General features: G+C 63.8%; 24 protein-coding genes. 7 read left to right on the top strand and 17 right to left on the bottom strand.

Features of this window, described 5'->3' with window-relative positions; genetic code table 11:
• Positions 1 to 8: 8 nt before the first annotated feature.
• The 7 genes from AC3CCE_RS23590 to AC3CCE_RS23560 all read right to left on the bottom strand — a co-directional run bounded on the left by AC3CCE_RS23590 (position 9) and on the right by AC3CCE_RS23560 (position 5,488).
• Positions 9 to 491: a (2Fe-2S)-binding protein gene (locus AC3CCE_RS23590; protein ID WP_023746979.1), complete on the bottom strand. Its 483-nt coding sequence runs from the start codon at positions 489 to 491 to the stop codon at positions 9 to 11.
• 60 nt (positions 492 to 551) lie between these two features.
• Complete coding sequence (locus AC3CCE_RS23585; RefSeq protein WP_352627116.1) at positions 552 to 1,346, bottom strand: FAD binding domain-containing protein; 795 nt, start codon at positions 1,344 to 1,346, stop codon at positions 552 to 554.
• 16 nt (positions 1,347 to 1,362) lie between these two features.
• Positions 1,363 to 1,806, bottom strand: a complete 444-nt coding sequence (locus AC3CCE_RS23580; RefSeq protein WP_352513499.1) for an SRPBCC family protein — start codon at positions 1,804 to 1,806, stop codon at positions 1,363 to 1,365.
• Positions 1,807 to 1,919: 113 nt separating this feature from the next.
• Positions 1,920 to 2,747 carry an AraC family transcriptional regulator gene (locus AC3CCE_RS23575; protein WP_023673046.1) on the bottom strand — a complete coding sequence of 276 codons (828 nt, stop codon included), beginning with the start codon at positions 2,745 to 2,747 and terminating at the stop codon, positions 1,920 to 1,922.
• 150 nt (positions 2,748 to 2,897) lie between these two features.
• A complete protein-coding gene (locus AC3CCE_RS23570) occupies positions 2,898 to 3,668 on the bottom strand; it encodes an SDR family oxidoreductase (RefSeq protein WP_031246147.1) in 771 nt (256 codons plus the stop codon).
• A gap of 39 nt (positions 3,669 to 3,707) precedes the next feature.
• Positions 3,708 to 4,706: an ABC transporter permease gene (locus AC3CCE_RS23565; RefSeq protein ID WP_023673048.1), complete on the bottom strand. Its 999-nt coding sequence runs from the start codon at positions 4,704 to 4,706 to the stop codon at positions 3,708 to 3,710.
• 41 nt (positions 4,707 to 4,747) lie between these two features.
• Positions 4,748 to 5,488: an ATP-binding cassette domain-containing protein gene (locus tag AC3CCE_RS23560; RefSeq protein WP_023673049.1), complete on the bottom strand. Its 741-nt coding sequence runs from the start codon at positions 5,486 to 5,488 to the stop codon at positions 4,748 to 4,750.
• A 465-nt stretch (positions 5,489 to 5,953) separates the two neighbouring features.
• Here AC3CCE_RS23560 and AC3CCE_RS23555 point away from each other — a divergent pair, with 465 nt between their 5' ends.
• Both AC3CCE_RS23555 and AC3CCE_RS23550 read left to right on the top strand, forming a co-directional pair.
• Positions 5,954 to 6,943 carry a sugar-binding protein gene (locus AC3CCE_RS23555; RefSeq protein ID WP_023673050.1) on the top strand — a complete coding sequence of 330 codons (990 nt, stop codon included), beginning with the start codon at positions 5,954 to 5,956 and terminating at the stop codon, positions 6,941 to 6,943.
• 179 nt (positions 6,944 to 7,122) lie between these two features.
• Positions 7,123 to 7,905 (top strand): FadR/GntR family transcriptional regulator, encoded by a 783-nt coding sequence (locus AC3CCE_RS23550; RefSeq protein ID WP_023673051.1) that lies wholly within the window; start codon positions 7,123 to 7,125, stop codon positions 7,903 to 7,905.
• A gap of 18 nt (positions 7,906 to 7,923) precedes the next feature.
• Here the strand turns inward: AC3CCE_RS23550 and AC3CCE_RS23545 are convergent, their stop codons facing one another.
• The gene (locus AC3CCE_RS23545) at positions 7,924 to 8,862 is read right to left on the bottom strand and encodes an NAD(P)-dependent oxidoreductase (protein WP_023682235.1); all 939 of its coding nucleotides are present in this window, start codon (positions 8,860 to 8,862) and stop codon (positions 7,924 to 7,926) included.
• Positions 8,863 to 8,979: 117 nt separating this feature from the next.
• Here AC3CCE_RS23545 and AC3CCE_RS23540 point away from each other — a divergent pair, with 117 nt between their 5' ends.
• Positions 8,980 to 9,870, top strand: a complete 891-nt coding sequence (locus AC3CCE_RS23540) for an NAD-dependent epimerase/dehydratase family protein (protein WP_023682234.1) — start codon at positions 8,980 to 8,982, stop codon at positions 9,868 to 9,870.
• Positions 9,871 to 9,977: 107 nt separating this feature from the next.
• A complete protein-coding gene (locus tag AC3CCE_RS23535; RefSeq protein ID WP_352513500.1) occupies positions 9,978 to 10,754 on the top strand; it encodes a FadR/GntR family transcriptional regulator in 777 nt (258 codons plus the stop codon).
• 140 nt (positions 10,755 to 10,894) lie between these two features.
• Here the strand turns inward: AC3CCE_RS23535 and AC3CCE_RS23530 are convergent, their stop codons facing one another.
• The 5 genes from AC3CCE_RS23530 to AC3CCE_RS23510 all read right to left on the bottom strand — a co-directional run bounded on the left by AC3CCE_RS23530 (position 10,895) and on the right by AC3CCE_RS23510 (position 16,083).
• Entirely contained in the window at positions 10,895 to 12,001 is a 1,107-nt protein-coding gene (locus AC3CCE_RS23530) for a Gfo/Idh/MocA family protein (RefSeq protein WP_352513501.1), read from the bottom strand.
• A 32-nt stretch (positions 12,002 to 12,033) separates the two neighbouring features.
• Positions 12,034 to 12,870 (bottom strand): ATP-binding cassette domain-containing protein, encoded by an 837-nt coding sequence (locus tag AC3CCE_RS23525; RefSeq protein WP_050588122.1) that lies wholly within the window; start codon positions 12,868 to 12,870, stop codon positions 12,034 to 12,036.
• Positions 12,867 to 13,982 (bottom strand): ABC transporter permease, encoded by a 1,116-nt coding sequence (locus tag AC3CCE_RS23520; protein ID WP_352627137.1) that lies wholly within the window; start codon positions 13,980 to 13,982, stop codon positions 12,867 to 12,869. Before AC3CCE_RS23520 ends, AC3CCE_RS23525 begins: the two co-directional genes overlap by 4 nt.
• 157 nt (positions 13,983 to 14,139) lie before the next feature.
• Positions 14,140 to 15,108 carry a rhizopine catabolism ABC transporter substrate-binding protein gene (locus tag AC3CCE_RS23515; protein ID WP_352627121.1) on the bottom strand — a complete coding sequence of 323 codons (969 nt, stop codon included), beginning with the start codon at positions 15,106 to 15,108 and terminating at the stop codon, positions 14,140 to 14,142.
• A 63-nt stretch (positions 15,109 to 15,171) separates the two neighbouring features.
• Entirely contained in the window at positions 15,172 to 16,083 is a 912-nt protein-coding gene (locus tag AC3CCE_RS23510; RefSeq protein WP_352627123.1) for a polysaccharide deacetylase family protein, read from the bottom strand.
• Between the two features lie 358 nt (positions 16,084 to 16,441).
• Here AC3CCE_RS23510 and AC3CCE_RS23505 point away from each other — a divergent pair, with 358 nt between their 5' ends.
• Complete coding sequence (locus AC3CCE_RS23505; protein WP_352627125.1) at positions 16,442 to 17,686, top strand: DegT/DnrJ/EryC1/StrS family aminotransferase; 1,245 nt, start codon at positions 16,442 to 16,444, stop codon at positions 17,684 to 17,686.
• Positions 17,687 to 17,707: 21 nt separating this feature from the next.
• Here AC3CCE_RS23505 and mocR read toward each other — a convergent pair whose 3' ends face one another.
• The 4 genes from mocR to AC3CCE_RS23485 all read right to left on the bottom strand — a co-directional run bounded on the left by mocR (position 17,708) and on the right by AC3CCE_RS23485 (position 20,996).
• Positions 17,708 to 19,174, bottom strand: a complete 1,467-nt coding sequence (gene mocR, locus AC3CCE_RS23500; RefSeq protein ID WP_352627127.1) for a rhizopine catabolism transcriptional regulator MocR — start codon at positions 19,172 to 19,174, stop codon at positions 17,708 to 17,710.
• A gap of 1 nt (position 19,175) precedes the next feature.
• The gene (locus AC3CCE_RS23495) at positions 19,176 to 19,382 is read right to left on the bottom strand and encodes a LacI family DNA-binding transcriptional regulator (protein ID WP_023705614.1); all 207 of its coding nucleotides are present in this window, start codon (positions 19,380 to 19,382) and stop codon (positions 19,176 to 19,178) included.
• Positions 19,383 to 19,582: 200 nt separating this feature from the next.
• Positions 19,583 to 20,494, bottom strand: a complete 912-nt coding sequence (gene iolE, locus AC3CCE_RS23490) for a myo-inosose-2 dehydratase (protein ID WP_352513504.1) — start codon at positions 20,492 to 20,494, stop codon at positions 19,583 to 19,585.
• Between the two features lie 214 nt (positions 20,495 to 20,708).
• Positions 20,709 to 20,996, bottom strand: a complete 288-nt coding sequence (locus AC3CCE_RS23485; RefSeq protein ID WP_023673065.1) for a DUF3175 domain-containing protein — start codon at positions 20,994 to 20,996, stop codon at positions 20,709 to 20,711.
• 231 nt (positions 20,997 to 21,227) lie between these two features.
• Here AC3CCE_RS23485 and AC3CCE_RS23480 point away from each other — a divergent pair, with 231 nt between their 5' ends.
• Positions 21,228 to 22,400 carry an MFS transporter gene (locus tag AC3CCE_RS23480; protein ID WP_352513524.1) on the top strand — a complete coding sequence of 391 codons (1,173 nt, stop codon included), beginning with the start codon at positions 21,228 to 21,230 and terminating at the stop codon, positions 22,398 to 22,400.
• A 155-nt stretch (positions 22,401 to 22,555) separates the two neighbouring features.
• A complete protein-coding gene (gene gntR / locus AC3CCE_RS23475) occupies positions 22,556 to 23,584 on the top strand; it encodes an HTH-type transcriptional regulator GntR (protein WP_023746968.1) in 1,029 nt (342 codons plus the stop codon).
• The last annotated feature ends 74 nt before the right edge of the window (positions 23,585 to 23,658 follow it).

The following is a 23,658-nucleotide window of genomic DNA, read 5'->3' as shown; positions in this document are numbered from 1 at the left end:
TTTGGTCCTTAGGCCGCGTTCTGCGAATTGGCTCGGGCCGCCGTCAGCACCGCCTGGATGATCGGCTCGTAGCCGGTGCAGCGGCAGATGTTGCCGGACAGCGCCTCGATCACGTCCTCGCGGCTCGGATTGGGCGTGTGGTCGAGCAGCACCTTGGCGGCCATGATCATGCCCGGCGTGCAGAAGCCGCATTGCGTGGCGAAGGCATCGAGGAAGGCACGCTGCAGCGGGTGCAGCACGCCGGCCTCAGCGAGGCCCGATGTGGTGCGGATGTCGGCGCCGCTGCAGGTCTCGGCCAGGGTCAGGCAAGAGAGCCGGAGTTCGCCGTCGATGATGACCGAACAGGCGCCGCAGGTGCCCTGGTGGCAGCCGCCCTTGGGCGAGGTGTCGCCGATCTTGTCGCGCAGCGCGTGCAGCAGCGTCGTGCCGCTGTCGACAAATTCGGCCTTCTCCGAGCCGTTGAGCGTGAACTGAACCGGAACCTTTGCCATGTTTTCCTCCCAGCGCGCCTGCCCGGTTGATCGGACAGACACGCGCCCCCCAAGCGGTGGTTAAGTAAGCAGCAGCCGGCCGAGATGGACCGAGAGAACCTCGGCGCGATACCAGGCGCTGGCGATCGGATCGGTGATTGGCGAAGTGCCTTCACCGGCTGCAGCCAGCGCCGCTGCGACGCCGTCCTGGTCAAGCCTGCTGCCGATCAGTGCCTTTTCCGCAGCGCGGGCGCGCATCGGCCGGTCTGCCATGCAGCCGAGCGCGATCCGCGCCGAGGAGACAGTGCCGTCGCCGGCCTGTTCGAGAACGGCGGCGATGCTGAGCACCGAGACGCCCTTCGGCTTGACCCGCGACACTTTCAGGAAGCGGAAATTCTCGGCCTTCGGCAACGCGAAGGCGACTGAAGTGACGATGGCGCGGCTGGCGTCCCGCCTGGCCAGAAAATCCTCGATAGGCAATTCCCCATCATCGGTGCCGACCGTCGCATCCAACGCCAGCAGGGCGACAGCGAAATCACCGTAGGGCGCGGGTGCGAACAGATTGCCGCCGACAGTCGCCATGTTGCGGATCGCCGGGCCGCCGACGGCGCGCGCGGCCTTGGACAGCGCCGCAAGCTCGGGATGGCGGGCGATAGCCGCCATCGTCATCGAAGCGCCGATGCGGACCTTGCCGCCGGCAACGGTGATCCCGGAAAGGGTCGGATCGGTCGAACGGACAAGGCCGGAGACGGAGATATCGCCTTCATTGGCGGCGCGCACGACCAGTGTGCCGCCGCCAAGATAGCGGGTGCCGGGCGCCTTCAGCGCCGCGTTGGCATCCCTTACGGCCGAAAAGGTCTGGAGGGCAAGCGCCATGGCAGTCTCCCCTGACTCAGCTCTGGCCAGAAAAATGGCTCTTCAACGCATTGAAGCCACCCTGGAAGACATTGGCGGCCATGCCGGCGGCGATCTTGTCGGCCTCTTCGGGCGCCGCGTCGAAGCTCGCGGTCCATTCGGCATAGGTGCGGTCGCCGTCGGTCACGCGGCGCAATTGCAGCGTCGCTTTGTGATTGGTCAGCGGCTGCGGCGTCTCCAGGATGGAGTAGCTGACGCGGAAATTCGCATCGGAGAAGTCGAGCAGTTTTTCGCGGACACGCGCGCCGCTGGCGAGCTCGAAATTACGCACGCAGCCGATGGTTTCGGCGCTCTTGCCGTCTTCGATATGGCTCTTGACCATGCGCGGATGCCAGCCCGGCAGGCCGTTGAAGTCGCGGATGCGCGCCCAGACCTTTTCGACCGGCGCGTCGATGACGCTGGAGACGGTGACTTCAGCCATATGATCATTCCCCTACGAATTCGATACGCTGCAGGGTAGGGCGGCGGCCGGCGCTGCGCTTATCAATGGGTCTTGCGGCCCTATCAAGGAGTCTGAAAAACGAGCGGCTTGGCTCAGGCCATGGCCCGCGCCGCCTCGCGGTAAAGCGTCGGCGGCACGCCGACATGGTCGCGGAAGAAGCGCGAGAAATTGCCCTGGGTGGTGAAGCCGAGATTGCAGGCGACCGAGATCAGCGGCTCCTGCGACCACTGCAGCTGCCGCACGGCTTCCTCCATGCGCAGCGTGTTCCAGTAGACATTGGGCGTCAGATTGGTCTGTTCCTTGAATAAAGCAAAGAAGTGCGGCCGCGACAGGCCGACGCTGCGGGCGACGTCGTCGAACGAGATGCGTTCGCAGACATTGGCCTTCATCAGCTGGATTGCCTTGCGGACGCGGAAATCCTGCATTGTGTTGACCCGGATCCGCGCCTCCTGCGGCGCCGAGGCGTCGGCGGCGTCGAGCAGGCTATCGATGAAGCGCTCGATCTCGTAATTGGCGACGTCGTCGATGCTTTCATTATCGCTCAAATGGTCGAGCAGGTTGGCGGCGGCCTGGTGCAGCCAGGGTTCGAGCGTGATCGCAGCCTGTGCAAACAACGGCGCCGACGAAGGCAGGTCGCGGCGCCGGCGCGCCCAATCCGGATCGATGTAGAAAGCGAGGAACAGGCCGGGCCTGCCGTTCTGCGACAGAATGTGGCTGTGCGGCTGGTAGGAATTGATGCCGGCGGCGGTGCCGGGACCCAGCGGCACCGTCTCGCGGCCGACGGTCATCTCGCCGGCCGTGCCCTCCAGCCAGATGATGATGTGGGCCTCGACATGCGCATGGGTGACGAAGTCGCTGGCGACATTCAGGACAGAAACATGTCCGAACCGGCCCCAATAGAGCCTGATCGCGTCCGTCATGGGTTATACCTCCCGCAGACGACTGGCCTCCCTTCGCCTGCGACGGCATTGTGCGGCTGAGTTCGGGCTCGCGTCAAGGCGCGGGGCGAAAGCCGCTGTGTGCTGCCGGCCGTAGTGGTGGATTTTCAGACTGAGCGATAGGGTTTCCCGTCAAACCGAAGCCGTCATGCCGCCGTCGACATAAAGCGTATGGCCGTTGACGAAGGATGAGGCGTCGGAGGCGAGGAACACGGCGGCGCCGATCAGTTCGTCGACATACCCCCAGCGGCCAGCCGGCGTGCGCTTTTCCAGCCAGGCGGAGAATTCCTGGTTGTCGACCAGCGCCTGGTTCATCTCGGTGCGGAAATAGCCGGGGGCGATGGCATTGACCTGCAAGCCGTATTTCGCCCAGTCGGTGCACATGCCACGTGTCAAATTGCGGATTGCGCCCTTGGTGGCCGTATAGGGCGCGATGTTGGGCCGGGCGAGTTCGCTCTGCACCGAGCCGATGTTGATGATCTTGCCCTTGCCGCGCGCGATCATATTGCGGGCGACCGCCTTGCCGGCATGGAAGGCGCCGGAGACATTGGTCTTGAACAGCCGCTCCCACTGCTCCTCGGGAAAGTCCTCGAGCGGAGCGCGGAACTGCACGCCGGCATTGTTGATCAGGATGTCGATGGCGCCGATCTCGGCCTCGATGCGGGCGACATCGGCATCGACCGCGCGAAAATCCGTCACGTCGAAGGTCGAGGGGTGCGCTTTGAAGCCAGCGTCGCGCAAGCCGGCGACAGCACCGGCAACCTTGCCGGCATCGCGGCCGTTGAGCACGACACTTGCGCCATGCTCGGCAAGGCCGCGCGCCAGCGCCAGACCGATGCCCTGGCCGGAGCCGGTGATCAGCGCCAGCCGGCCGTTGAGCTCGAACAGGGATTTCGATGTCAAGGCAACGGTTTCCAGCCGAAAGGTTCAGTCCAAAAACATTCAGTCATTGCGCCTGAAGTTGCGGATCCGGTCGAACAGCACCGCGAGCAGGATGGCGCCGCCGATGAACACGCCTTGCCAGAAAGCATTGATGCCGAGCAGACCAAGGCTGTTGCGGATCACTTCGATGAGCGCGGCACCGACAATAGCGCCGAAGGCGGTGCCGACGCCGCCGGCGAGATTGGCGCCGCCAATGACCGTGGCGGCGATGACCTGCAGTTCCATGCCGGTTCCGAGATTGGTGGTGACGGCGCCCAGCCATCCGGTCTGGATGATGCCGGCAATGCCCGCCGCCAGCGCCGAGATCATATAGACGGCGACCTTGATCTGCTTGACGGGAACGCCGGTCAGCGTCGCCGCGTGCTCATTGCCGCCAATGGCGAAGATGTGGCGGCCAAACTTGGTCCAGCGCAGCGTGAAGCCGGTGATCAGCGCCAAAAGGATCATGTAGAGCACCGGATTGGCGATGCCGAACACCCATGCACCGCCGCCCAGCGCCAGAAGCTTGTCGTGATCCGGGCCGAACTGGAAGACGACGGTGTTGTTGGAGGCGACCATGGCGAGGCTGCGGGCAATCGACAGCATACCGAGCGTCACCACGAAGGGTGGAAAGCCGAGATAGGCGATCATGATGCCGTTGAAGGCGCCTATGGCGAGCGCGGTGGCGATCGAGGCGAGGATGCCGACCTCGATGGAGTAGCCGGCATGCATGGTGACGGCCAGCACCATCGACGACAGGCAGAGCACCGAACCGACCGACAGGTCGATGCCACCTGTGATGATGACGAAGGTCATGCCGAGCGCGATGATGGCGACGAAGGTGATGTTGCGGGTGATGTTGTAAAGGTTCTTCGACGTGGCGAAGGCGTCGGTGGCAAAAGACAGGAACAGGCAGGCCAGGATGACCGCGATCACCACCCAGAAGGTCTGGCTGGCAAACAGTCTTGCCGGCAAGGATTGCTGCTTTTGTTCGATCGGCTGGTCAATTGTCAGTGCCATCGTCGACCTTCATGTGCTGTGCGTGGTGAAATTCGCTGAGATCAAACCTGTTCGATGGCGCCGGTGATCAGCCCGGTGACTTCCTCGGGCGAACTTGACGCAATCGTCTTGTCGGCGACCTTGCGGCCGCGCCGCATGACGATGACGCGGTCGGCGACGGTGAACACGTCAGGCATGCGGTGGCTGATCAGCACCACTGCGATGCCCTGGTCGCGCAAATGGCGGATCAGGTTCAGCACTTCGGCGACCTGGCGCACCGAGATCGCGGCCGTCGGTTCGTCCATCAACACGATCTTCGCCTGCGACAGCATGGTGCGCGCGATCGCTACTGCCTGGCGCTGGCCGCCCGACATCTGCTTGACGAGGTCGCGCGGACGGGTCTCGGACTTCAACTCGGCGAAGAGCTGGCCGGCGCGCTTGTACATGGCGGCATAGTCGAGGATGCGTAAAGGGCCGAAGCCGCGGCGCAATTCACGGCCGAGATAGACATTGGCGGCAGCGGTCAGATTGTTGCACAGCGCCAGGTCCTGGTGGACGATCTCGATGCCGTGCTGGCGAGCTTCCGCCGGCTTGTGCAGGATCAACTCCTTGCCGTCCATGCGCATGACGCCATGGCTGGGGCGGAAATTGCCGGCGATCATCTTGACCAGCGTCGACTTGCCGGCGCCGTTGTCGCCCATCAGGCCGACCACCTGTCCGGGCTCGATCGACAGCGATACGTCGTTGACCGCCTGGATGGCGCCGAAATGCCTCGAGATATTGGTGAGTTCGAGAACCGCCACCAGTCTTTGCCTCCCCGTGTTTTGCGACCCGCTGCTGTTCCCGGCGTGAATGCCGGCGCTGCTTTGGCCCCGCTCTCCCCATCTCCTCCCGGAAACAGCGTCAGCGTTCTTTTACGCAAAAGCCGGCGCTCGTCAATCAATTGTCGGACGAATTGAAGCCTTGGTTATCCAAAAATCCGTTTTGTAGGACAAATAGCATTGACGTTGGCCGCAAGCCGATATTAGCTAAGCGTCGGAGGAGATTATGCCGATGCCGCTGGCGGTTAGCCGGGCGGAATCGGCGGAGGTTTATCGGTCGAGGTTGCGGCGCCACCCTTGTGTGAGCCGGGCCAATGCCGCATCTGGAAATGCTTATCGATCTGTCTTGGCGACACGAGTGCTCGTGAAACGAACCTCGGTCATTAAGCATCCGGTCGATCTGTGTGGCGGGCACGCCGTGTCCGTCTGTTTCAAGGGAGGACTGACATGAGGAAAACACTTTTGCTCGCCGCCGTCGCCGCCATGGCGCTGGGCGCCGGGCCGGCTTTGGCCAAGAAACAGCTCGTCATCGTGGTGAAGGGTCTCGACAATCCATTCTTCGAAGCCATCCACCAGGGCTGCGAGAAATGGAACAAGGAAAATGCAAGCTCGGAATATGAATGCTTCTACACCGGCCCGGCATCGACCTCCGACGAGGCCGGCGAAGCGCAGATCGTTCAGGACATGCTGAGCAAGGCCGACACGGTGGCAATGGCGATTTCGCCATCCAACGCGCCGCTGATCGCTCAGACGATCAAGACCGCCAATCCGACGATCCCGATCATGACGCTCGACGCCGATCTCAGCAAGGAAGATGCCGCGCTGCGCAAGACCTATCTCGGCACCGACAACTATTTGATGGGTCACAAGATCGGCGAGTACATCAAGAAGGGCAAGCCGAACGGCGGCACGATCTGTACCATCGAAGGCAATCCCGCGGCCGACAACATCCTGCGCCGCGCGCAGGGCATGCGTGACGCGCTGTCGGGCAAGGAAGGCCTGGCGGCACTTGCCGGCGAAGGCGGCTGGACCGAAGTCGCCGGTTGCCCGGTGTTCACCAATGACGACGGCGCCAAGGGCGTGCAGGCGATGACCGACATCCTCGCCGCCAATCCCAAGCTCGACGCCTTCGGCATCATGGGCGGCTGGCCGCTGTTTGGCGCACCGCAGCCCTATCGCGACCTGTTCGGGCCGCTCAAGGACCGCATCGCCAGCAACGACTTCGTCATCGGCGCCGCCGATACGATCGGCGATGAAGTGGCGATCGCCCGTGACGGCCTTGTAACCGCTCTGGTTGGTCAGCGGCCGTTCGAAATGGGCTACAAGGCACCGTCGGTGATGATCGATCTGGTCGAAGGCAAGGCCGTCGCCGATCCGGTGTTCACCGGCCTCGACGAATGCACAAAGGACACGGTCGACACCTGCATCCAGAAGTAGGTTCTCGATTTCGGGGCGCCCTTTGACGGGCGCCCCGTCTCTTCCCGGACGGACGCAACGGTTGGGGCAGCAGGCTCCGGCTTTGACGCGTCTGTAGTTTGGATTTTCGGCAACGAGATCGGCGCGCCGTGCAGGTTCGGACCAGTCCGGACGCAGACGGCCGACGCATTGGAACGTGAATGCCGGACGAGAAATCAAAGAAGCGAACCGAGCGGGCCAAGGCACAAGCCAGCCGCGGTCCGGCTGTCATGCGCAGGGCCGGTGCCGCGCATTTTCCGGGAGCGAGCGTCCATGTCTCGCTGGCCGGCGAGATCGGCCTCAGAATCGTGCGCGGCGATTATCCGCCCGGCACCATTCTGCCCAACGAGGCCAAATGGGCCGAGATCTTCGATGTCAGTCGTTCGGCGGTGCGCGAAGCCATCAAGATGCTGATGGCCAAAAGCCTGCTGGCTTCACGGCCCAAGATCGGCAGTTGGGTCGAGCCCAGGGAACGCTGGAACCTGCTCGACCGCGATGTGCTGGCCTGGTACGCGACCGGGCCGGACCGGGAAGCCTTCCTGCGCACGGTGCAGGAGTTCCGTCACATCATCGAGCCGGAAGCGTCGGCCTTTGCCGCCACGCGGCGCAACGACGAGCAGATGGACGAGATCAGCCAGGCCTGTCGTGAGATGGGCGAGGCTCTGAACCTGCAGGAGCGTATCCGCGCCGATACGCGTTTTCACCTCGCCATACTGCGCGCCTCGGGCAACGATCTGCTGGTGCCGCTTGGCGTTCTGATCGAGTCGGCGCTCGATCATCTCTTTGTCTTCGTCACACGCGAGACCAGCGATCAGCGGCGGGCGCAGGCGCTGCATGAGGCGATCGAGAAGAACATCCGCCTGCAGCGTCCTGCGGCCGCGCGCAATGCGGTGCACAAACTGCTCGCCAACACCGACGATGTTATCGGCCGGTCGAGGCGCTGACACAGGCTTTTCGCCACCTCAAATCGTCTGCTTCTTGCCATCCTTGCTGGGCATCAGGTCGACGCCGTTGACCTTGCCGATATATGTCGCCAGCATCGGCACGAATTGCTCGGCCGGGCCAGTGGCATGGGCACCGGCGAAGGAGTTCTTGGTGGCGTTGCCGAGCGGGTTGGCGATGCCGGCCGCGCCCGCCATCGATTCCAGATAGGTCAGGTCCTTGAAGGCGTTGGCGATGGTGAATTTATGTGCGTCGCGGTCGCCCTCCAGCGTCCAGCGCATGAAGGTCTGGTAGAAGCCGCAATCCATGCGGCCGTTGCGGATGACGCTGTCGAAACGCGGTGGCGAGATGCCGACCTTTTCGGCCAGCGCCAGCGCCTCGGAATAGATCGCGGCATAGCCCAGCGAGATGAAGTTGTTGAGCAGCTTCATGCGGTGGCCGTCACCTGTATCGCCAATATGGACGATGCGGCCGGCCCAGGTTTCGATGACCGGCTTCACACGGGCAAACAGCGCGTCGGGCGCGCCGACCATGGCGTCGAGCGTGCCTTCCCAGGCTTCCTTCGGCGTGCGGCTGAGCGGTGCATCGACGAAGTCGACGCCGATCTCCTTCAGTTCCGCCGCCAGCGCCACGGTCGAGACCGGATCGGCGGTCGAGCAATCGACGACAACCGAGCCTCTTTTCAGGCCCTCCTTGAGGCCGCCGGGGCCACGGATGATGGCTTCGACCTCGCGCGAGCCGGTGACGCAGATGAAGACGATATCGGATGCCGCTGCCACCTCACGCGAGGTGGCCACTTCCTTCGCACCGCGGCCAGCCAAGTCTTCCGCCGGCTTGCGGTTCTTGCGGCCGAGGAAGGTCAGGCCATAGCCCTTGTCGACGATGTTCTTGGCAATGCCGTGCCCCATCAGGCCAAGGCCGATAAAGCCGATCTTTTCGCTCGCGGCGGTCGTGGTCATGTCTTGAAGTCCTGTTGCGATGATTGATATTGGGCGCCGCCGTCTTGCGGGCGAGGGTGGTTGCAGAATGCCATATTGTCTGACAATACACAGAAATCCTAGGCATTGGAGACGAAAATGACGAAGCGGATCATGTTCACCGGCGGCAGCGGCAAGGCCGGTCGCCATGTCGTGCAATATCTGATCGAACAGGGCTGCCAGGTGCTCAACATCGACACCAAGCCGCTCGACAATCCCAAGGTACGCACGCTGATCACCGACATCACCGACAGCGGCCAGGTGTTCAACGCGCTGTCGAGCTATATGGGTCTGCACGAATTCGACCCGTCGCTGCGCCCGCAGCCGGTCGATGCCGTGGTGCATTTCGCCGCCATACCGCGCATCATGATCACGACCGACAATGAGGTGTTCCGCATCAATGCGATGGGCACCTACAACGTCATCGAGGCGGCGGTGAAACTCGGCATCCCTAAGGTGGTGATCGCGTCCAGCGAGACCACCTATGGCGTGGTGTTCGCCAACGAACCGCGCGACCCCAAATATTTTCCCCTCGATGAAGAATACGACGTCGATCCGATGGACAGCTATGCTCTGTCCAAGGTCGTCAACGAGCACACGGCGCGCGCCTTTGCGCAGCGCAACGGCACCGATATCTATGCCTTGCGCATCGGCAACGTCATCGAGCCGCACGAATATTCGCTGTTTCCGAAGTGGTTTGCCGATCCGGGCTTTCGCAAGCGCATCGCCTGGAGCTATGTCGACGCGCGCGATCTCGGCCAGATCACGCTGCGCGCCGTTGAAACGGACGGGCTCGGCTTCCAGGTGTTCAACGCGGCCAATGACGATACCTCGTCCGACCTGCCGACAGCGGAACTTTTGAAGCGGTTTTACCCCGACGTGCCGGTCAAGGCGGAGCTCGACGAATACGAGACGCTGCTTTCCAACCGCAAAGCCAGGGACATGCTTGGCTTCCGTCCCGAGCACAGCTGGCGCAAATACGTCAAATAGGCCGGCTGGGGGCAAGGTTGCGACCTGATCTGTGCACAGCCGCAGCCTTTGCCGTCAACGTCCCGCCCTTTGCTTGACAGCTTCCGAAATCCGGACTTTGTGGAGGCATGAGGGACGGAAAGCCGAACAAGGGAAAGATGTCTGAAAAGGCGGCATCCGCAGAGCGCCCGGCGACCCTTCGCCGGGCTGACGCGGCCCGGATGCCCGGCACCAGCGTGCATGCGTCACTGGCCAGCGAAATCGGGCTTCGGATTGTGCGCGGCGACTATCCGCCGGGCACCATCCTGCCCAATGAAGCCAAATGGTCTGAAACCTTCAACGTCAGCCGCTCGGCGGTGCGTGAGGCGATCAAGATGCTGATGGCCAAAAGCCTTCTGGCATCACGCCCTAAAATCGGCAGCTGGGTGGAGCCCAGGGAGCGCTGGAACCTGCTCGATCGCGATGTGCTCGCCTGGTACGCGACCGCGCCCGACCGTGAGGTGTTCCTGAAGACGGTGCAGGAATTCCGCCACATCATCGAGCCGGAAGCGACTGCCTTCGCCGCCATGCGACGCACCGAGGAGCAGATGGCCGAGATCAGCCAGGCCTGCCGCGAGATGGGCGAGGCGTCGAGCCTGCAGGAGCGCACGCGCGCCGACACACGCTTTCATCTCGCCATCCTGCGCGCCTCCGGCAACGATCTGCTGGTGCCGCTCGGCGTGCTGATCGAATCCGCCTTCGATCATCTGTTCACCTATACGACGCGCGAACTCGACGATCTGCAGCATGCACAGCAACTGCACGAGGCGATCGAGAAGGCCATCCGCCTGCAGCGGCCGGATGCGGCCCGCAACGCGGTGCGCAAGCTGCTCGCCAATACAGACGGCGTCATCAACACCCGGTAGGATGTGCTGATATTCAGGTGAGGCCGGCCTGCAAACGCCGGCTTTCGCGCTTCACGTACTTAAGTACGCTCCGCTCCGGTTCTCGAAACCCAATGTTTTCGGCGCGGCCTGACCTGAATCTCAACACATCCTGCGAGCGCTCAGCCGGCCTGCGAAGTGGCCAAATGCTGCCTGGTCAGCGCGACCAGCAGCGCCTGGTCGCGGGCGGCGTGCTCGGGGCGGTTGACCACCTCGTCGCGATTGACGATCGCACCCCAGAAGCCGCGCAGTTCCTCGACGAAGGCTTGACCGTAGCCGGCGCGTAGATCCCTGGTCGACAGTGTGTGGCCGTCCGAGGTCTTCACAGTCAGCCGGGTCGGATGATGGTTGAGCCAGGGCGAGGGGAATTCGAGCTCAAGGCTGGCATCGTCGAAGAAGAGCGTGATGCGTTCCTTGTAGTCGGCGAGCTTCGGCACGGTGAGATGCGTCATCGTCCACAGCGCCTGGCTGTCGAGCAGTTTTACCGCGCCCTGGCCGCCATCGCCATTGGCGAAGATCTGCGCGCCGACAACCTCGCCCTCCGGCACGCCGAGTGCGTCGAGCAGTCCGTGCACGGCATTCACATCGTGAATCAAGGCGGAGCTGTAAGCGCCGGTAAATCCACGGAAAGCCAGATCGGTCATGGGCTGGCCGATGGCGCGCTCGACCTGTTGTTTCTGCCTGGCTTGCGCGGCGGCAATCAGCTCCTCGGGAATGTCGTTGCCGCGCTTGTAGCGCTGGTGGGCGATGAACGGCCAGGCATCGGGATCGTTGACCTCGACCGAGACGGACCGCAACGTCTTTGCCGTGCCGGGCAGCGAGGCCAGCGCCAGCCGGTAGCTCGGATCGAAGCGTTTCATATAGCCGACCTGCATAACCTTGCCGGCCTTGTCGCGCGCGGCGATGATCTCGGCGATTTCCGCCGGGGAATAGCAGAGCGGCTTTTCGCAGAAGACATGCAGGCCGCACCCAAGGGCGGCTAGTACCTGCTCGTAATGAAGCGGGTCGGGCGAGCCGATGACGACGGCGTCGAGCTTCTGGCCGAACAGTTGCTCCGGCGTTTCGAAATTGGCGATGCCGTGGATATCTGTGACGAACTCACGCGAGGTTTTCGACGGATCGGCGACGCCGACCAGTTCGAACAGGTCGCCGAGCCGCAACAGATTCGGAATATGCATGATCTGCGAGATCATGCCGGCGCCGATAACGCCAACCCGTATCCTGCTCATGCTGCTAAAACTCTCTGCAAAGTGTTCCAGGCTCAGGGTGCGGCGGCCGGCCGATTGCCGATCTGCGCCAACAGCCCGGCAATCTCAGCTTCCACCGCCTTCAGATCCTCGCCGCCCGACATGATGGAAATCACCTCGTCGCGCGAGATCTCGGACTTTGCGTATGTGCCGCGATTGCGGCCGCGGTTGAGCAGCGTGAAAGTGTCACCGACAGGGTAGGCGTGGTGGATGTTGTGGCTGATGAAGATCACCGCCAGCCCGCGCATGCGCGCCTCGATGATGAATTTCAGCACCATGGCCGCCTGATGCACGCCGAGCGCCGAGGTCGGCTCGTCGAGGATCAGCACCTTGGCGCCGAAGTGGACTGCGCGCGCGATGGCCACCGACTGGCGCTCGCCGCCCGACAGCGTGCCGACTGCCTGTGTCGGGTCGCGCACGTCGATGCCGATATCGGCCATCGCCTGGCGGGCAATTGTGTTGGCGCGCTCCTTGTCGAAGCGCGAGAAGGGCAGGCGGCTTCTGGTCGGCTCGCGGCCGAGGAAGAAGTTGCGCGTGATCGACATCAGCGAGATCATGCCGAGGTCCTGGAAGACCGTCGCGACGCCGAGGTCCTGCGCGTCGCGCGGGCTGCGGAACGTGACGGGCTTGCCGTCGACGAAAATCTCGCCCTTGGTCGGCCGGTGCACGCCCGACAGAACCTTGATCAGCGTCGACTTGCCGGCGCCGTTGTCGCCCAGCAAGCAGTGCACCTCGCCGGGATAGACCTTGATGTCGATATCTTGGAGCGCGCGCACCGAGCCGAAATTGACCGACACACCACGCAATTCCATGGCTGGCTGGATGACCGGGGACGGGTTTGGGTAGGTCATTTGCCACCTCCGCGTCCGAGCGCCTTGAGGCGGATGTAGTTGTTGACCAGCACGGCCATCAAAATGACGATGCCGAGGAAGACCTTGAACCAGTCGGTGTCGATGCCGGTGTAGAAGATGCCCATCTGCACCAGGCCGAAGATCAGCGCGCCGAACAGCACGCCATAGACGGTGCCATAGCCGCCGGTGAGCAGCACGCCGCCGATGACCGCGGCGATAATTGCCTCGAATTCCTTGAGCAGGCCGCGCGTGGTGTCGGCGGAGCCGGCCTCCATCACCTGGATGGTGGCAAGCAAGGTCGCGGCACAGGCGGTGTAGATGAAGAGTGCGATCTTAACCCGGTCGACCGGCACGCCGACATTGCGGGCGGCATTGAGGTCGCCGCCGGTGGCGAATATCCAGTTGCCGTATTTGGTCTGGGTCAAGACATAGCCGGCAAGCGCTGTCAGGCCGAGCCACCAGACGATCGACATCGGAATGCCGACGACGAAGGGAATGCCGTCGGTGCGGGTGGCGATCCAGCCTTGCGTGCCCATCCATTGGAAGAAGCTGGTCAGGAGATGGCCGTTGAACAGGCTCGCGGTTGCCGGGTCCGGCGCGCCGTCGAGGATGTAGGGGATCTGCGTGCGGCCGGTGACGGCGCGGGTGATGCCGATCGACAGGCCGCGCAGGATGTAGAGCGACGCCAGCGTCACGATGAAGGAGGGCAGGCGGGTCTTCACAACGATCAGGCCGTTGACGTAGCCGGTGAGGATGGCGACAGCGAAGGCGCAGGCGATGCCGCCCCACAGCGGCAGGCCCCAGTATTTCACCGTCAGTCCGATGACGACGCCGGCGAAGCCGACCATCGAGCCGACGGAGAGATCGAACTCGCCGGCGATGATGAGAAGGGCTGCGGCCGTGGCGATGATGCCGAGTTCGGCTGCCAGCGTCAGGAAGGTCATCGACCCCTGCAGCGAATAGAGGTTCGACGCACCCGGCAGCAGGGCGAAGATGATGATGGTGGCGATGAGGCCGCCGGCGGCACCGGCTTCGGGCCGGCGCAGCCATTGAGTCAGCCGGCCGGTGCTGGCCAGCCGCTCGTCAGCACCGGCCGCCCGTTTCGACATCATGCCGAAACGGTCCTTGCCCAGTACCCCGGGGGCCGGCGCTTCTGGAGGTATCGCCTTGTCTTCCACAACAGCCATTAGGCTCCCCAATCGCTCACTTCGCAATCTCGACCAGAGACGGGGAGCGCATGGCGGCTCCCCGATCCGTTTTGGTCTTGCCTTAGCGGATGCCGTCCTTGGCGAGCGCCAGGATCGCCTTGGCCTTGTCGGGCGAGTCGATGAAGAGCGGGCCGGTGTAGGCGTTGTTCTGCGGCCAGAAGCCATGTGTGGCATGCTCGACCAGATAGATCACCGGCAGGTATCCCATCAGATATTGCTGGGCGTCCATGCCGAAGCCCATTTCGCCGGCGACGACGGAATCCAGGACTTCGGGGCTGATGTCGAAGGTGTAGAGCTTGATCTTCCCGAACAATTCCTTCTGCCGGAAGAACGGGATCAGCGGATTGGCGGCGGTGGCGCCGAGCGCGAAGACGGCCTGGGTGTCGGGATGCGCCGACAGATAGGCCTCGGTGCGGCGCTGGATGTCGGCCGGATCGGGCGACACGGTAAGCACTTCGGTGCCGCCGCCTGACGGCTTCAGCCCATCATTCAACCCCTGGCAGCGCTGGTCGAGGCTGACATTGCCGACCTCGTGGTTGATGCAGACGACTTTGAGCGTGCCTTCCTTGGCCAGCCGCTCGCCGGCCTTCTTGCCGGAATCATATTCGGAGACTGTGCCGACGTAGAGAGAGGTGCCGAGTTCGGCGCCTTCCTTCTCGCCGGAATCCAGGACGACCATCGGAATGTTGGCGGCAAGGCCGGCCTTGACCGATTTACCAAGTGCATTGGCGTCGGCAATGGAGACGGCGATGCCGTCTGGATTGGTGGCGATGGCCGCGTCGAGCAGGCGGGCCTGCTCGACCACGTCGAACACTTGCGGCGCATAATATTCGACCTTGGCGCCGGTGAGCGCCGCCGCATCGTCGACGCCGCGCTTGACCACCGACCAGTAGGGATCGGAGGCCGAGCCATGCACCACGAAGGTGATGCGGACATCCTTGGGATCCTTCAGGCCGGCCGCTTGCACGACGCCCGCCAGAATACTCATCGAGACAAGCGCGCCGAGCGCCAGTTTCAGAACAGTCTTCATGTCATTCTCCCATTGTCGTTGCAGTTCCAATTCCCTCTTTGCGCCATTGGCCGATGGATCGGCTTACGGTGCTGCCCGGGTGGCCGCTTTGCGGGCCTTTGCCGGTGTCGATGCCCCGAGCCGTGCACGAAGCTCCTCGCGCAGCGGCTTCATGCCGATGATGTCGATGTCCTGCGCGCCGAGCCAGTCGCGAAAAGCCTGGTCGCGGAAGAGTTCATATTCCTCGGTGCGGATATAGGCGGAGCGCGGCTCGATGAGTTCCAACTCGCCCGGCGCATTGAAATGCAGGCAAAAGAAGGTCAAGCCTTTGCGGACCCCTTCGACCAATGCCTTGTAGGCTGGCTCTATCGGCTTTGAGCGTGGACGGCCCCAGGTCGTCTGAATGGCGGCATCGAAGATGACAAAGCCTTTGGCGCGGGCTTCAGTGACGCCGCGCTGGAAGGCCGCTTCGGTGACGCCGACCAGATTGTCGTTGGGCGAATAGGCCGACAGCGTTTTGGTCAACAGCACCGGCAGCCGATATTCCAGGCCGAGCTTGATGTAGACGTCGCAAAACTCGGGCGACAGCGCTGCCCCCATATGGGCGTCAAGATGAGTGACGTCGATGCCGGCGCGGTAGGCGGTGTCGATCTGGGCGCGAAGCTCGGTTTCCACCGCTTGCGGTGCTGCCTTGCGGCGGGTGGTCGCGACATCGGGCCAGAAATAGCCGAACTCGTCCGTCAGGCCGGCCGCGCGCGACGGCGACGTCAGCGGCCGCCATTTGTAGTGCTGCTTTTCGCTGTTCAGCGTCAGGTGGACGCCGAGATCGAGCCGGGGGTCGGCGGCTGCCGCTTCGGCCATCTCAGGGAACCATGGGCACGGCACCATCACGGCGCCGGAGCTGCAGGCGCCCAGTGCGGTCAGTTCGAGGAAGGCGCTGTTGGCGCCATGGCACATGCCGACATCGTCTTCATGCAGGACGAGCTGTCGCGTCATGGTCGGCCACCGTCTTGCCGGCCACCGTCCTGCCGGCCACCATCTTGCCGGCATGCCGGTTTCGAGGGTCTTCCAAAGTGTGTCCCGTGCTGCATGGAACCGACCGTTTGCCCAACTGGACGCGATGGAACGCCCTATGCCGGCTTTCCGACAGGGCCACTTCAACGAATTCGGATGGGTACGATTTTCCGCGGGCCTGCATTCTGGAATGTCGATTTCATTCGATATGCCCACACTCTGCGCTAAACGCCGCTCCGACGTGAGCAGGATGGCTTGGTCCGATCGCAGCGGAGTGGTTCTTTCAAACAGCGGCCGCAGGCGTACTGCTTTCATACCATCAGCGATGTGGAGACTTGCCATGTACACTGCCGGCGAAGAAGAGATCGAAGCCATTGCCAGGGTGATCCGCTCGGGTGCGCTGTTTCGCTATGGCGAGAACAGCGAGTGCAACCGCTTCGAGGCCCGCTATGCCAGGCATCTCGGCGTCGAGCATTTTGCGCTGGCCGCCAGCGGCACCTATGGGCTCGCCGCCGGCCTGATCGGCCTCGGCATCGGCCCGGGCGATGAGGTGCTGGTGCCGGCGCACACCTATATGGCGACCGCAACGGCAGTGCTGTCGGTCGGCGCCATTCCGGTCATTGTCGATATCGACGAGAGCCTGACCATCGACCCGACCGCTCTGCGCGACGCCATCGGCCCGCGCACCAAGGCGGTCATCCCGGTACATATGTGGGGTGCGGCCTGCAACATGAACGCCATCATGGACATCGCTAAAAAACGCGGTCTGCTCGTGCTGGAAGATGTCTGCCAGGGCATTGGCGGCGGCTATGAGGGCAAGAAGCTCGGCTCCATCGGCCATGCCGGGGCCTACTCCTTCAACTACTTCAAGAACATGACGTCGGGCGAGGGCGGCGGCATCGCCACCAGCGATCCGAAAGTGGCCGAGCGCGGGCGCTGCGCCATCGACCCTTGCCATTTCTACTGGCAGGGCCGCAGCGACAGCATCAAGCCGTTCGCCGGCATCGGCGCGCGGGCCTCGGAATTGATGGGCGCGATGCTCAATGTCCAGCTCGACCGTCTGGACGGCATCATCGAGGCGATGCGGTCGGAGAAGAAGAAGGTGCTGGCCGGCACGCGCCATCTCGGCAATCTCGGCCTGACGCCGTCGCCGATGAACAGCCCCGACGACGATTGCGCGGCGCAGGTGATGTATCTCCTGCCCAGCGAACAGGCGGCGCAGACTTTTTCGAAGACCATTCCGAGCGTCATTGCCGGCAAGACCGGCCGCCACAATTTCACCCAGTGGGACCAGGTGCTGATGCATGAGGGCGCGCACCATCCGGCGCTCAATCCGTACACGCTGCCGGAAAACAAGGGCCTGCGGCTGACCTATGCCGACGACCTCGGCAAGGGTTCTCTCGACATCCTCAACCGCACGGTGATGATCGCGATGAATCCGGCGCATGGCGACGCCGACATCGCCGACATGATCCATAACATCGATGCGGCGGCCCGTGTGGCGCTGGAGAATGCCTCGCTGGAAGATGTCGAGGTGCGCAAGGCAGCGCCCGTCGATCTGCAGAAATTCGATAGTGTGAATTGAAGCGCTCAGCGCTGGATCGGCCTATTGCCGGTCCAGCCGCATGAAGGCAGCGCGCAACGCCAGCACCGCGCGCAGGATCTGGCGTTCGTCCATCGCGGCATAGCCGAGCAGCAGGCCGTGTTCCGGCTCGCTCGAATGGTAGTTGATCGAGATGCCCTGCACGTCGAGGCCCTCCTTGACGGCAGCGGCGACGACGTCACTGTCCTTGTAGGGTCGGACAAAACTGGCCAGCAGTTGCATGCCGGAATCGTTCTCGGTCACTGTCAGCCATTCGGCCAGATGCTCCTGGCACAGCTTGACGAAATTGGCTTGCCGGCGCGCATAAAGGCGGCGCATGCGTTTCAGATGTGTGGCGAAATAGCCTTGCGTGATGAAGTCGTTGACCGTCGCCTGCAGGATCAGCGGCGCGAACTGGCCGGTGATCGACACGGCACGGTCGAAGGGCACGGACAGTTCGCGCGGTACGATGAGATACCCGATGCGCAGCGCCGGGATCAGCGTCTTGCCGAAGGAGCCGATATAGACGACCCGGTCGGCGTGATCGAGGCCGCGCAGCGCCGGCACCGGCCGGCCGCGATAACGGTATTCGCCGTCATAATCGTCCTCGACGATCCAGGCGCCGTGGCGTTCCGCGATGTCAAGCAGTTGCAGCCGTTCTTCGATGCGCATGATGGTGCCGAACGGCCATTGGCAGGATGGCGTCACATAGATCAGGCGTGGCGGAGGCAGGTTGGGGTCGGACAGGTGCCAGCCGTGGCGATCGACCTTCAAGGGCGCGAGCTTTGCGCCGCTGGCGAGGAAGGCGCTCTTGGCGCCGAGATAGCCGGGCTCCTCCATCCAGACATGGTCGCCTTCGTCCATCAGCACGCGCGAGGCGAGGTCGAGTGCCGCCTGCGCGCCGGTGACGATGATGACCTGGTCGGCGGTGCAGTTGATGCCGCGCGACAGGCTGATGGTCGAGGCGATGGCCTGGCGCAGGCCGGGATGGCCGGCAAAGGAGATATAGCCGAGCAAGTTCTCGTCGCGGCTGCGGGCATTGCGCACCAGAAGGCTCGACCAGATGGTGAAGGGGAAGGACGCGGTTTCCGGCACGCCGGGATGGAAGTTGATGACGCCGGCATTGCGCGGCGGCTGCGGGCCGTTGACGATGGTCTGACCGCGCCGCGACAGCTTTTGCGGGGCGGCGAGGCCGGCGCGCAGCGCGGCCGGCGGGCGTTTCTGCTGGATCGGCGCCACCCAGGTGCCGGACCCGGCGCGCGCCTCGATAAAACCTTCGGCGAGCAGCTGGTCGTAGGCGGCGATCACCGTGTTTCGGCCGACCTTGAGATCCTCGGCCAGCGAGCGGGTCGATGGCAGCAGCGTGTTCTGCTGGATCTGGCCGTCGAGGATGAAGCGCCGCAGGGCGCCATAGATCTGTCGGTGCATCGGTTCGTCCGAGCCGCGGTCGACCGACATGATGTCGAGGGAAAGGCGCATGTGGTCGGCCAAGCTAGTCTCCGACGAGCCTGGCTGCGCGCGCGATCTTTTCTTCGTTAAGCAGGCAAACGGTCTCGAGCACCAGCCGTCTGGTTGCGGGACGGACCTCACGGCTGTTCTTCAGCGCGCGGTGAACGGTTGCCGCGCCGAGTTCCGCCTTCTCGGCGATCTCACGGATGGTGCAAAGCCGTTCCATGCCGAGTGCCGCCTCGAATGCCATGTCGCTCCTCCATCCGCATCAAGGCATGCCTCGTCGCCAGCCTCAAGGCGGAAACGCCGGAGCTTGAAAATCCTTTGCCGAGAACTGTGCGATCCGCGCCGCCAAGGGAGGGCGGCGGCGCGGATCGCCGGGCGCATTCGCGTCGCTACCCCTACCGAGGCGCGCGCCCAACCGGCCAACCACCAGCCCCCCGGCGGTGGTCAGGCCATGTCTCGTATCGCGACGTCGAACCCGGCCGTGCGGGCCGTGGCGAGAAGCGAGGCGTAGCCCTTCGTGGCATAGGTCAAGGGATGTGCCTTGGCCGGGTCCTGCTCGGCCTCGACGACGATCCAGCCTTCGAAGCCGCGCTTGGCCAGCGGCTTCAACAGCGACAGGAAATCGACGGAGCCGTCGCCGGGCACAGTGAAGATTCCTTCCATCACTGCCGCCATGAAACTCATGTCCTCGCGCCGTGCCTTCTCCAGCACGGCCGCGCGGACGTCCTTGCAATGAAAATGCACGATGCGGTCGAGATGCCGGTTCAGGAGCGAGGCCGGGTCGCCGCCCGAAAACAGGCAATGGCCGGTATCGAAAAGCAGGCCGACGCTCTTGCCGGTTGCGGCCATCAGTCTGTCGACCTCGTCATCGTTCTCGACGATGGTGCCCATGTGGTGATGGAAAGCCATGCCGACACCGAAGGCAGCCATGCGGTCGGCGAGCTCGGTGATTTTCTCGCCATAGGCGGCCCATTCGCCGTCAGCGAGGCGCGGACGCTGTGAGATCGGCGCGAAAATGCCGTCATGACGGCCGCGCGAGGTGTCGGCATAGACGACGACCTTGGCGCCGAGGTCGCGCAGCAGGGTCAGATGCGAGGTGATGGCGGCGAATTCCTCGTCGACCGTGCGGTCCAGAATGCGGCCGTCATACCAGCCGGAGACGAGCTCCAGTCCGTAAGAAGACAGGATCGGTCCAAGCTCGTCGCTTCGCCTGGGGAATTTGCCGCCGAGTTCGGTGCCGCGATAGCCGGCCTGCCTGGTTTCCGACAGGCATGTGGCGAGCGGCGTATCGCCGCCGAGTGCGGGAACATCGTCATTGCTCCAGGTGATGGGATTGATGCCGATCTTGACCGTCATGCCGCTACTTCAAAGGGCTCGGGGAAACACAAAGCCGAGGCCGGCAAACTGAGGGGAAAGAGGACCTGTCACTAGGTCCAGTTGAGGTGAATTTGGCAGAGCCAATCGGGAGCGCTAAAGCCCGTCCCGTTTGAACGGACTAAGTCGACGCGCTTAGGTCTTTGTTTATGCATGTCGTTGTCTCAAAACCGGCGCCACTTTTGAGCGACATGCATTAATCCTGCTGCGGCCTTCCGAAGGCCGCGCGCAGTTCGTCCTTGGCGTCCTCGAGCACTTTCCGGCGCGCCTGCGGCAGGTTCTTGCCGGCGCGGTTGATGTAGAAATTCAGCATCGACATGGCCGACTGAAACGGCTCGGCCTTGCGGCGGTCGCTGTGCTCGGCCGAGCGCTTGAGCGAGGCCGCGATCTTCCTAGCGTCGTCGGCTTCGAAGATGTGGTCCTCAAGGTCCATCGCATCGCTGTGCTCGGTCACCTCGGCCGACCATTTCTTTTTCGCGGTCATGACAAACTCCTTCCTGTCGCAAAAACTCGGGCAGGCCGCCGCCGGTTCCCGAGAAAGTCGCCGGGCCGCTGGAGCCACGGATCATGGCCCTGTGGCGCTGCCCGTCGCGGTGAATGCGCCGATAGTGGCGACACAACGGTCGACTTCCCAGGACCGTAGACAGGAAACGCCTTGACCCCGATCGTCGCCAATCAGGCGGATAGCCCCGGCATCGACAGCAGCTACGCCTGGATGCGGCTTGCCATCTCCATGCTGCTGGCGACGATCGGTGCGGTCGGCATGTGGGCCGTCGTCGTCGTGCTGCCGGCCGTGCAGGCCGAGTTCGGCGTTGACCGCGCCGCGGCATCGATGCCCTACACCGCAACCATGGTCGGCTTCGCCGCCGGCAATGTGCTGGTTGGCCGCGCGGTCGATCGCATGGGGTATTGGATCCCGGCACTGCTATCCTCGGTGGCTCTCGCCGCCGGCCTGCTGCTCGCCGCGCTGTCGACCTCTATCCTGCAATTCACCCTTGCCCAGGGCGTGCTGATTGGTGTCGGCACATCGGTGATCTTCGGGCCGCTGATCGCCGACATCTCGCACTGGTTCAACCGTCGGCGCGGCGTCGCCGTCACAGCTGCGGCGGCTGGCAACTATCTCGCCGGAGCGCTCTGGCCAACCATCATGCCGACGCTGATCAAGGCGGAAGGCTGGCGCTTCACCTATGCCGGCATCGGTGTCTTCTGCCTGGCCACCATGGTGCCGCTGGTGCTGTTGTTGCGGCGCGCTGCTCCCGCGGCGGCTGCCGCCGGTTCACCCGGAAGCCGGACAGTGCAGTCGATTTCGCTGTCTCCGGCGGCGTTACAGGTGCTGCTGATCGTTGCCGGTCTCGGCTGCTGCGTGGCGATGTCGATGCCGCAGGTGCACATCGTGGCCTATTGCATGGATCTTGGCTACGGCATTGCGCATGGCGCCGACATGCTGTCGATCATGATGGCGGCGGGCGTCGTCAGCCGGCTCGCCTCCGGCTTTGTCGCGGACCGCATCGGCGGCGTGAAAACCCTGCTTATAGGTTCCGTGCTGCAATGCCTGTCGCTTTTGTTTTACATCCCGTTCGACGGGCTTGCCTCGCTCTATGTCGTGTCGCTGGTGTTCGGCCTGTCGCAAGGCGGCATCGTGCCTTGCTATGCCATCATCGTGCGCGAATACCTGCCCGCCAGGGAGGCCGGCCAGCGTATCGGCATCGTCATGATGGCGACCATCTTCGGCATGGCGATCGGTGGCTGGATGTCGGGCTGGATCTACGACCTGACCGGCTCTTACGCCGCCGCGTTCCTCAACGGGATCGCGTGGAACTTGCTGAACATAGTGGCCATCGGGCTGCTGCTGTGGAAAGCAAAACGCAGTGCTGCCCTGATGGCTTAGGAAGGCAGGATTGCCCTGTTGCTTGACAAGAGCGATTGGCTGCGCGACGCCAGCAGGCGAGTGGGTGCGGCAGCAGCCGGCATGGTGGCAGTGGAAAAGCTGAACATGGTTTCGCAAGGGCGCAGCGGCCGGGGCCTGGCACGTGGAGGATGTCCATGACCAAGCCGCGCTCGCGTCGTGGGGGCGGCCGCCCGACCCTATCAGATGTGGCGCGCAAGGCCGGCGTCGGCGCCATCACCGTGTCGCGGGCGCTGCGCGAACCGGAACGCGTCAGCCAGGATCTGCGGCGCCAGATCCAGGCCGCCGTCGACGAACTCGGTTATGTCCCGGATCCCAATGCACGGGCGCTGGCCTCGGCGCGCGCCGATGTGTTCGGCGTGCTGGTGCCGTCGCTGACCAACAACGTCTTCGCCGAAGTGGTGCGCGGCATCTATGACAGCCTGTCGGACGGCCCGTTCCGCGTCCAGCTCGGCAACACCCATTATTCCGGCCTCGAGGAGGAGCGCCTGCTGCAGGTGTTCGCACCGCAGCGCCCGGCGGCGCTGATCGTGGCCGGCATCGACCAGACGCCGACCTCGCGAAAGCTGCTGGAGAGCGCGGGCTGCCCGGTGGTGCAGGTGATGGAGACCGGGTCCGATCCGGTCGACATGCTGGTCGGCTTCTCGCATTTTGACGGCGGCCGCACCGCGACCGAGCATCTGATCGAGGCCGGCTACCGGCGGATCGGCTTCATCGGCGCACGCATGGACCCGCGCTCGCAGCGGCGGCTTGCCGGCTATCGCGCGGCAATGGAGAAGGCCGGCCTGTTCGACCCGCGGCTGGTCACCACCACGCCGCTGCTGTCCAGCGTGACGCTCGGCCGCGAGCTGCTTCGCGATGCGCTGGCCAAGATGCCGGCGCTCGACGGCGTCTTCTGCAACAATGACGACATCGCGCTCGGCGTTTTGTTCGAATGCCATAGCGCCGCGCTCAACGTGCCGAAAACAATCGGCATTGTCGGCTTCAACGACCTCGAAATGATGCAGGCGGCGTTCCCGCCGCTCACCAGTATCCGCACCCCTCGCTATGAAATCGGCCGTCGGTCTGTCGCCATGGCGCTGGCGGCCATCGCAGGACGAAGGCCTGAGCAGCGGGTCGTCGATCTTGGTTTCGAACTCAAGCCCCGCGAGAGCACCGCACGCTGAACACGCTTTGGCCGGCCTCAGCAAATGGTGCTTTACACAACGTCATGGTAGCGCTACCATTTTCGTCGGGCAGA

The organism is Mesorhizobium sp. P160187 (assembly GCF_057766425.1).
This window is presented reverse-complemented; position numbering and strand designations above follow the sequence as displayed.

What these genes read in the sequence shown, in the direction of transcription:
- AC3CCE_RS23590 (WP_023746979.1), bottom strand. Translation starts at nt 491, where the DNA reads ATGGCAAAGGTTCCGGTTCAGTTCACGCTCAACGGCTCGGAGAAGGCC.
- AC3CCE_RS23585 (WP_352627116.1), bottom strand. Translation starts at nt 1,346, where the DNA reads ATGGCGCTTGCCCTCCAGACCTTTTCGGCCGTAAGGGATGCCAACGCG.
- AC3CCE_RS23580 (WP_352513499.1), bottom strand. Translation starts at nt 1,806, where the DNA reads ATGGCTGAAGTCACCGTCTCCAGCGTCATCGACGCGCCGGTCGAAAAG.
- AC3CCE_RS23575 (WP_023673046.1), bottom strand. Translation starts at nt 2,747, where the DNA reads ATGACGGACGCGATCAGGCTCTATTGGGGCCGGTTCGGACATGTTTCT.
- AC3CCE_RS23565 (WP_023673048.1), bottom strand. Translation starts at nt 4,706, where the DNA reads ATGGCACTGACAATTGACCAGCCGATCGAACAAAAGCAGCAATCCTTG.
- AC3CCE_RS23555 (WP_023673050.1), top strand. Translation starts at nt 5,954, where the DNA reads ATGAGGAAAACACTTTTGCTCGCCGCCGTCGCCGCCATGGCGCTGGGC.
- AC3CCE_RS23550 (WP_023673051.1), top strand. Translation starts at nt 7,123, where the DNA reads ATGCCGGACGAGAAATCAAAGAAGCGAACCGAGCGGGCCAAGGCACAA.
- AC3CCE_RS23545 (WP_023682235.1), bottom strand. Translation starts at nt 8,862, where the DNA reads ATGACCACGACCGCCGCGAGCGAAAAGATCGGCTTTATCGGCCTTGGC.
- AC3CCE_RS23540 (WP_023682234.1), top strand. Translation starts at nt 8,980, where the DNA reads ATGACGAAGCGGATCATGTTCACCGGCGGCAGCGGCAAGGCCGGTCGC.
- AC3CCE_RS23535 (WP_352513500.1), top strand. Translation starts at nt 9,978, where the DNA reads ATGAGGGACGGAAAGCCGAACAAGGGAAAGATGTCTGAAAAGGCGGCA.
- AC3CCE_RS23530 (WP_352513501.1), bottom strand. Translation starts at nt 12,001, where the DNA reads ATGAGCAGGATACGGGTTGGCGTTATCGGCGCCGGCATGATCTCGCAG.
- AC3CCE_RS23525 (WP_050588122.1), bottom strand. Translation starts at nt 12,870, where the DNA reads ATGACCTACCCAAACCCGTCCCCGGTCATCCAGCCAGCCATGGAATTG.
- AC3CCE_RS23520 (WP_352627137.1), bottom strand. Translation starts at nt 13,982, where the DNA reads ATGATGTCGAAACGGGCGGCCGGTGCTGACGAGCGGCTGGCCAGCACC.
- AC3CCE_RS23515 (WP_352627121.1), bottom strand. Translation starts at nt 15,108, where the DNA reads ATGAAGACTGTTCTGAAACTGGCGCTCGGCGCGCTTGTCTCGATGAGT.
- AC3CCE_RS23510 (WP_352627123.1), bottom strand. Translation starts at nt 16,083, where the DNA reads ATGACGCGACAGCTCGTCCTGCATGAAGACGATGTCGGCATGTGCCAT.
- AC3CCE_RS23505 (WP_352627125.1), top strand. Translation starts at nt 16,442, where the DNA reads ATGTACACTGCCGGCGAAGAAGAGATCGAAGCCATTGCCAGGGTGATC.
- AC3CCE_RS23495 (WP_023705614.1), bottom strand. Translation starts at nt 19,382, where the DNA reads ATGGCATTCGAGGCGGCACTCGGCATGGAACGGCTTTGCACCATCCGT.
- iolE (WP_352513504.1), bottom strand. Translation starts at nt 20,494, where the DNA reads ATGACGGTCAAGATCGGCATCAATCCCATCACCTGGAGCAATGACGAT.
- AC3CCE_RS23485 (WP_023673065.1), bottom strand. Translation starts at nt 20,996, where the DNA reads ATGACCGCGAAAAAGAAATGGTCGGCCGAGGTGACCGAGCACAGCGAT.
- AC3CCE_RS23480 (WP_352513524.1), top strand. Translation starts at nt 21,228, where the DNA reads ATGCGGCTTGCCATCTCCATGCTGCTGGCGACGATCGGTGCGGTCGGC.
- gntR (WP_023746968.1), top strand. Translation starts at nt 22,556, where the DNA reads ATGACCAAGCCGCGCTCGCGTCGTGGGGGCGGCCGCCCGACCCTATCA.